This is a genomic window from Acidimicrobiia bacterium (assembly GCA_041676705.1).
Lineage (GTDB): Bacteria > Actinomycetota > Acidimicrobiia > Acidimicrobiales > SKKL01 > Actinomarinicola.
Genome location: JBAYRL010000010.1, coordinates 42966 through 49283 on the forward strand (window position 1 = coordinate 42966; position 6318 = coordinate 49283).

Annotated in this window: 6 protein-coding genes; 1 reads left to right on the forward strand and 5 read right to left on the reverse strand. The window is 47.4% G+C overall.

Annotation, left to right across the window (positions count from 1 at the left end):
• Window positions 1-247: 247 nt before the first annotated feature.
• Together WC184_11740 and WC184_11745 are read right to left on the reverse strand one after the other, a co-directional pair.
• Window positions 248-1588: an N-6 DNA methylase gene (locus tag WC184_11740; protein MFA7478537.1), complete on the reverse strand. Its 1341-nt coding sequence runs from the start codon at window positions 1586-1588 to the stop codon at window positions 248-250.
• A gap of 112 nt (window positions 1589-1700) precedes the next feature.
• Complete coding sequence (locus tag WC184_11745; protein MFA7478538.1) at window positions 1701-2147, reverse strand: hypothetical protein; 447 nt, start codon at window positions 2145-2147, stop codon at window positions 1701-1703.
• Between the two features lie 1087 nt (window positions 2148-3234).
• On the opposite strand from WC184_11745, the gene WC184_11750 reads away from it, so the two are divergent.
• A complete protein-coding gene (locus WC184_11750) occupies window positions 3235-3906 on the forward strand; it encodes a response regulator transcription factor (GenBank protein ID MFA7478539.1) in 672 nt (223 codons plus the stop codon).
• Window positions 3907-4213: 307 nt separating this feature from the next.
• Here WC184_11750 and WC184_11755 read toward each other — a convergent pair whose 3' ends face one another.
• The 3 genes from WC184_11755 to WC184_11765 all read right to left on the reverse strand — a co-directional run bounded on the left by WC184_11755 (window position 4214) and on the right by WC184_11765 (window position 6299).
• Window positions 4214-5449 carry a PDZ domain-containing protein gene (locus WC184_11755; protein ID MFA7478540.1) on the reverse strand — a complete coding sequence of 412 codons (1236 nt, stop codon included), beginning with the start codon at window positions 5447-5449 and terminating at the stop codon, window positions 4214-4216.
• Between the two features lie 42 nt (window positions 5450-5491).
• Complete coding sequence (locus WC184_11760) at window positions 5492-5779, reverse strand: hypothetical protein (GenBank protein ID MFA7478541.1); 288 nt, start codon at window positions 5777-5779, stop codon at window positions 5492-5494.
• Between the two features lie 376 nt (window positions 5780-6155).
• Window positions 6156-6299 (reverse strand): hypothetical protein, encoded by a 144-nt coding sequence (locus tag WC184_11765; protein ID MFA7478542.1) that lies wholly within the window; start codon window positions 6297-6299, stop codon window positions 6156-6158.
• Window positions 6300-6318: the final 19 nt, after the last annotated feature.

Genomic DNA, 6318 nt, shown 5'->3' on the forward strand with positions numbered 1-6318 from the left:
ACCGACACATTTCTGGGGTAGGTCCCAAACTTTTGGTTGTCTGGTTTGATAGTGGTCCCCAGATTTAACAGCCATACTCCTAGAGTGATGGTTAACGCCATAGTTAAAGTCAAGGTCAACACCTGTTCTAACAGTGTTGTTCCTCGTTGTTTAGCCCTGGTTTTGTGTTGCCCAAGTTTTTTTTGGAACACTGATAGTTTTGTGGGTGCCATTGATTTAACCGTGTCTTTGTTCACCGTAGCTGGCCTTAAGGTGTGTTTTTGTTGGTTGCTGCTAACGTTTCGATACCTTCTGGTGTTGTAGGAAAAGGCGCTTCTTCTAACGTTTTGGGTTGTAACGATAAACGGTCTCCGGTGGTTAAAAACATTGCTTCGAGGACTTGTCTGAACAAGGCACTGTTAGCGGCCGCTACCAAGGACGCTACGGGTGTGTCACAATGCGGTTTGATAAACACACCAAGCACTCCCCCGGTGTAGGCACCACTACCTTGCGGGTTTTCAAAGAATGGTTCCGGGTTTCTGGTTTTGGCGAGCACATAAAACCGGTTGGTTTTTGAACTCATGAGCGCTTCGTTACGTACCGCCCCATATTTCCACCAGTTGTTTTCGTTAAAGTCCGCTATTTTTCGGTTTAGTAGCTGAGGTTTCCATGTTTGGAGATGTTTTAACGCTAGGGGAGGTATTTCTGTTTCGGTGTTTGCCCAGTTGACGTTGATAAAATGTTCCACCGTTTTTTTGGTGGTTATTTGTGTTTGTGTCGCTTCTGGTTCTACACAGTCAGGACCGGTTTTGTAGGCCCGGTCAAGACCTGTAACTAACCCTACTTTCACGTCGAAGAGGTCTTTGAACTGTCCCCAGGAAGCTATCTGTGTAGCTAAGGACTCTTCAAGTAGTATCCATCGATCGGCGTTGGTATGTAACTTTAGACGATCCCAGGTTGTGCTTAAGGCTGTGTCTATAGTTTTGGCGAATTTGATTGTGGATTGTTGGGTGTTTTTTTGGTAGCGGAACACTATGAGTGCTGGTGGTGTAGCGTCACCAAACAGTTTTTCTTCGCCACAATCAACTAGGTGTGTGATGGCCCCATGGGTTAAAAGTTTGTGGCGTAGCGGTGCTGCTGCGGTCGCGTACAACCATTCTTTGGGAACGATAAAGATCAGTTCCCCTTTGGGTTCTAACAGGTCTATACACCGGTCGATGAAAAGGTGGTACAGGTTTGTTTTGCCAGAATAGTTTTGTTTAATTTCGTGGCAGTGTTGTTTTGTTTGGTCTGTGACGTTTTTCCAGGCCACATAGGGCGGGTTACCAAAAATTGTTGTGAAACGTTTCGTGGTTTGTGTTGCCCACACAAAAAAATCGGTGATGATTGGACGGTTGGGGCCTACCCAGGGGAGCTCACCATCAATTTCTACGCTAGTGAGGGTCAGTGCCGGATGGTGTTGTCCGATGGCTTGGGCTAGGTGGCCTTCACCGGCGGAAGGTTCTAACGCATGTCCGGTGGGGTTCTGGATGAGGTTTGCTATTAGTTGTTGTACTTTAGGTGATTTCGTAAAAAACTGTCCCAGTTGGGTTTGGTGGGAAGATGCCATAAGGGGCATCGTCCAGATTTGTGTCGTGTTGACACGAAAGGGTTGTTAACAACTAACGGGTGAAACAACAAACATCGTTGTTTCACCCGTAGTAACAGTTAAGCCCGTTTAATTATCGAAGCTTGTGTTGTTTATTTACTTCCAGCAACGCGTTTCGTAACGATGTTAAATATTCGACCGAAACGTTTTCGCGGCTCACCATTTTTTCGATGTTGATCTTGTCGCTCGGCCCGAAATGTTGAGCTAGTTCAAATAAGACCATGAAATGGTTGGAGCGTTGCCACCGTAAAAACCGGAGCCGGCTTTCCCCTGCTGTTGCTAACGGTTCTCGTGTTTTCGCCGCGGTTTCGAACCGGGCCTGAACACCAGGAAACGTTTGGGTAGGGTTGTACACGAACGCTTTGTCAGGGTCAGCGCTCAAAAGTGAAGATATCCACACTTCCCCGAAAGGTTCGTCAGGGTTTCTGGTTTTTTCGAACACCCAAAACCAGTAGTCATTTGCTGGTAACCGGTCCCCATTATCTAAGAGGTGTTTCGCTTGCGCAAATGATTGGATCACAGTTGGTGTTCCTCTAATGTCGCCTAACAAAACCCAGTCAAACATGGCTTTACCGCCCGTGTTGCACGCCTGGTCCCCTAACACGTTTTTGATGTTTATATGGATATCAAAAACTGTGTTTTGTGTTGGGTCTGGCCCTACAAGTTGTAGCTGTAGGGTTATATCCCAAGGTGCGCGGGTTGTGTTTGACCCTCCAGAAACCGTTTCGAACCTGTTCACCTGGATGTTGTAAAGGTTCGGATTTTGTTGTTGGTTAGCTAGCTGCCTGTTTACGTGTTGCCGTATTACCTCATGGTTTGTGAGGATAGTGTTAACTAGCCACGTCTCAAAACTTCGTGCGGCGTCCCTACCGTCCACCAACCCTACTGTTGAAGCTGCGTTGGGTTGTGGTGTTGTAAAGTTGGTTTTCACCCATTTAGCAACAGTTTCTAGAACGAACGGCACGGTTGCTTGTTGAGCGGCCCAAACAAGATGATCCAACTTTTGTTGCTGTGCATGTTTGCTGTGTAACAACCCGGATGTTTCATTGGGAAGGTTAAACAGCGACGAGACCTGTCCCCAACGTAATGTTGGGTGTTGGGTGTACTCGTTGAGGAGTTCTTCAGCGATTTTTATGTAGCGGCATTCACACAACGGTGTTGTACCGTCAAAACTGGGGTTGTTTTCGTCGGAAGTTCCAAACAAACAACACCCTGTTTTTGGCAGGTTTCGTGCGTGGTGCGCTATCGCACTCCTATCAGCATCGCTAGTAGACGGGTCACAATGAATTTTGGCTAACCAGTTAGCTACCCATTTAGGGGTACGGACCAAAGAGTCCGTCCCGAAGTTAGTTGTGACCAGAGTGCCCACTAGAGAATGTGGTTGCTGCACACTAGCTACTATCGTCGCCTACGATACCAACCCAACTTTGTAGAACACCGCTACTCTTGTACCGGTTTGTGTGTAAACCTCGGGTGTTGTTGGTGAGTGCCGTTAGTCGCCCGGTCAGTGGTACGCTAGTCTGATACCTGTTTAAGGTGACCTAGGGGGTTACCGTGACTATCCTGGTAGTTCTTAGTATTCGGTTCAGCTGGTGGGGTTGGGCGGTATGAAGATTTTTTTGGTGGAAGACCACCAATCATTGCTACAAACTTTGCAGGTTTCGCTGTCAGAAGCAGGTTTTGAGGTGGTGGGTGCCTTAACCGATTCGGTTGGGGCTCTTGACGCTATTGTTGCTAGTGGTGCTGATGTTGTTTTACTTGATCACACATTACCTTCAGGTTTAGGTGTCGATCTTATAGAACCGTTGGTGGAAGCTGTGCCTGGGATAACAGTACTGATGCTTACCATGCATGCTGATAGTAGTATTGTGGAGTTAGCGTTATCTAAAGGGGCTGGGGGCTACCTGGTAAAGACCGCTAGTTTCGCTGATGTTTTGGACGCTATTGGTGACGCTACTACCGGTAAGCTGGTGTTATCGCCAGATGTTTTACAAGGGTTTTTACGTACTGAACAGCACGAGCTGCCAGCCAGTGGTGTGCCAGCTGCTTACACACCAGAACCTTTGCTAACTTTCAGCGAACGTGACTTGTTGCTTTTAACAGCGGAACAAGGGGTTTCCCAAACAGCTCGGATGTTGCACTATTCACGTTGGACTATCAAGAAACGTTTAGGAACTATCTACCGAAAATTAGGGGTATCTAGGTTGGCGGACGCTTTAGTTGTGGCCACTAAACGGGGCGAGATTGTTTTATCTAAGCCCGAGGATAACAACAACTAACACAACTGTGGCTAACACAAACCACCAAACAACCCGTAGCGGGCGGGTCTGGTTAGAGGTCGGGTTTGTGACACCAGGTTGGGTTGTTTGTCCTGGGCTGGTTGTGTTATGTAACACTAACGGCCGGTGCAGTGTTGTTTGATGGCCAAATGAAGGGTGTTGCGCTCGACGTTGACCAGGCATCCCAAAAGTGTTGCTCTCTGTTTCTTGCTGTTCCACGTTTTTGAACCAACCTTGGCCGGGGTTGTCACTGTTTAGGTGTTGTGTGTGTTGCTTTGTGTTTGGTGTAGACGGTTGGTTTGTCATTTCATAGTGTTTCACAAAGCTCGTCGGTTGCCCCGTTGTTACACAACCATTCTAATGCGTCTAGATAGGTGTCAACAGGTACCAACATTAGTGTGTTGTTTTTGTGTGTGAGCGCTTCATTATAGTTTTTGGTTGGCACAAAAAATATGTCGGCACCGGCTTGTTGTGCCCCAACAACTTTGTGGGCCGCGCCACGGATTGTTCCTACAGAACCATCATTTAGGATCGCTCCTGTCCCAGCAAGCACATGATTCCCAGTTAGGTCCCCTGGGGATAACGCGTCGAGGAACGCTAAAGTTAACATGAGCCCTGCCGAGCCGCCGCTAACGTTTCCTGTTTCGGCGTCTAACCAAAATGGTGGGGTGGCGGTAGCACCTTCGACCCCGATTTTACCGTCGGGACCTACGGTTAAGGTCACAGTGTAGGATTCGTTGGGTTGGTTGGGTGGTTGGAGTGTTATTTGGATTTGTTTGTTAGCTCCAGCTTTTTCGATGTAACCGATCAGGTCTTCAAATTGTTGGACAGGTTCGTTGTTTACAGCCACAATAATGTCGCCTGTTTTGAGTCCGGCGTGTTCAGCTGGCGATTGTGGTTTTGTGGAACCTACAATCACACCGTAACCCTCTGGGATCGGGATACCGAGATGTTGCAGGGTTGTTTGTACAGCAATCGTTTTAGATTCAACCATTTGGATGTGGGCGTTGATTTGTGTGTCTGAACTGTCCCCTAAACCAACTGTTCTTTGGGTTTCTACGCTGGTTGCCCATGGTAGTTTTGTTCCCAACCATGCCTGCCAAGTTAAGGGTTCTATTTGGATTGTGGTGAACAGGATAGGGTTTTCGGTTTCATAAGACGCTAACGCGTTGTTAATAGTTACCGCTTGTTTCAAGTTGGTAACAGGCCCCGGAACAATTTTTACATAGGGGGACAGTTGCGGGCCTACCTGTAAAAAGAACAACACCACTAAAGCCACAAACCCTCCTATGAACCCGCCGATAACAGAACGTATAATCTGGTGTTTTTTGTCCGGGGTAGAAGGATTGTTAACAGCGTATAAGGTTTGTGGGTAGAACCCGCTGTGGCCAAATAGTTCAATAGTTGGTTGGGTGTCACCTTCGACGGGTAGCTCCTCAAACCAGGCGGGGTTGTGGTGTCCCAGATGTGTGTTGGGTTTTTGGCGGTCGGACCGGTTCATGGTTGAGGTGGCTCCGACCACGGGTTTTGGGGAATGTTCCACGTTGGTTATGGTGCTGGTTTTGTGGTGTTCCGCCAACAGCTCTTAAAGCAGCTTCAATGGTTCCAACCCGAGTTGTTTTTCAAGTTCTTTATGTTTAGCGGTTTGACGTTCGTGTCGTTCTACTAGTTCTGTTACAGCGTCACGTTTAGTTTCATAACCCACAGATGTTGGTCCGATACCCCAAGCACCCCAATAGCCTTCCGCTATCCAGGGGCGTCTCTGGACTTGACCAATATGTTTCTCGTTGTAATACACATCGAAAACACCGGGTTTTGGTGTTGTGCCGATGCGGTGTTGCCGAATTTTTATTTTAATGTTTGGTGAAACCATACTTTCAATATTTTCTGTGTCAGCTCCTTAACATAAGAGACGGGTGTCAGTTATTGTGTAGCGTCTATATTGTTGTTTCACACAGCTAAAACAAGTGTGAAACAACCGTCGGGGTCCCAAACTTTTTTAGGTACGTCCTGTTCTTAGGACTGGCAGTGTTGGGTGTGTGCTAGCCTTTTGTGTGCTAGTTCAACTTGCTACACAAGGTTATAATTGATACCACAAACCGTGTGTGTAATGGTCACTATGAAAACAACAAAACACTAGAGGGTGCCACTTGTCCCTATACCATCCTGGTTGATTACAAAAACCTGAACCTAAACAAGGCTAAAGGTGCCCAAATGACATTTCCCTAGATACCAATAGCCTTGTACTATCAAGGTTCTACCACCAACACCGGCGTAAGCTGGTTGATCGTGTTCCCGATCCCCACCTGGCCATAAGTATTGTAACCCCAGCAATAGGCGTCACCATCCGTGGTCACCCCACACGTATGATTCCCGCCTGCAGTGATAGACACAAAACTGTGGTTACCTATC